Raw genomic sequence first — 796 nt, 5'->3', positions numbered from 1 at the left:
GGGTGAGAGAAGACACTGTTACCTGAGTTACCTAAAAACAGTGTAATTGTCATGGACAATGCCGCTTTTCATAAACGCAGTGATATTCAAGCAATCATTGAAGAGCATGGGCATGAGATAGTTTGGTTACCCCCTTATAGTCCAGACTTAAATCCTATTGAAAAGATGTGGGCTTGGATTAAGCAAATACGCAAAGAATGGCGGATGGATTGTATTGATACTTTATGCTTTTATCTGCTTTGGATTGGGTTGGGTTTTAGATGATTGCACTATATTATGGATAATGCTCGATTTCATCGAATGAAGGTTCTAAAAGCGTTAGCCGAAAAATTTGGTCATGTTGTTTTGCCTTTATCACCTTATTCGCCAGAGTTAAATCTAATCGAAAAGCAGTGGGGCAATCTTAAAAAGTATTTACGTAAAGTTTTATCTAATTTTGATGTCTTTTGGGATGCTCTTTTGTCCTATTCTGGATTTAATTGACTATATTTTTTGCCACTAATGGTGCTTTTAACAGTTTTCCCTTTGGATGACCTTGCAAAGGGTCGATGTAAGTAGGTATCTATACCCGTTTCATCAATATAAACCCTTTGATAGTCATTGAAGGTTGCAAGCTTGGTTAGATCGTTTTCTACTTTGATTGGGTCTTGTTCTTTGTCGGTCGTGGTCTTTTTTTAAGTGTCATACCGATTGATTTTAGTGCATAAAATATACCTTGTGGTGTACAGGCAAAGTGTTCTGCTATTTCAAATAAATAGGCATCATTGTGTTGTTCTACATAGGTTTAAGTTGTTCA

The 796-nt window shown here is 36.4% G+C and carries 1 protein-coding gene and 2 pseudogenes; 2 read left to right on the top strand and 1 reads right to left on the bottom strand.

What is annotated here, in order from left to right; all coding sequences use genetic code 11:
• Nucleotides 1-15: 15 nt before the first annotated feature.
• Together A5N85_RS14460 and A5N85_RS14455 are read left to right on the top strand one after the other, a co-directional pair.
• Nucleotides 16-264, top strand: coding sequence for a transposase (locus A5N85_RS14460; RefSeq protein WP_084601551.1), 249 nt, complete (start codon nucleotides 16-18; stop codon nucleotides 262-264).
• A 9-nt stretch (nucleotides 265-273) separates the two neighbouring features.
• Nucleotides 274-483, top strand: a pseudogene (locus A5N85_RS14455) (transposase); the annotation flags it as partial.
• Here the strand turns inward: A5N85_RS14455 and A5N85_RS16830 are convergent.
• Nucleotides 474-784 (bottom strand): annotated as a pseudogene (locus A5N85_RS16830) (IS630 transposase-related protein); the annotation flags it as partial. The pseudogenes A5N85_RS14455 and A5N85_RS16830 sit on opposite strands and share 10 nt — an antisense overlap.
• Nucleotides 785-796: the final 12 nt, after the last annotated feature.

The organism is Suttonella ornithocola, from assembly GCF_001889065.1.
GTDB lineage: Bacteria > Pseudomonadota > Gammaproteobacteria > Cardiobacteriales > Cardiobacteriaceae > Suttonella_A > Suttonella_A ornithocola.
The sequence above is the reverse complement of the archived record's forward strand: the minus strand, read 5'-3'. Positions and strand labels throughout refer to the sequence as shown.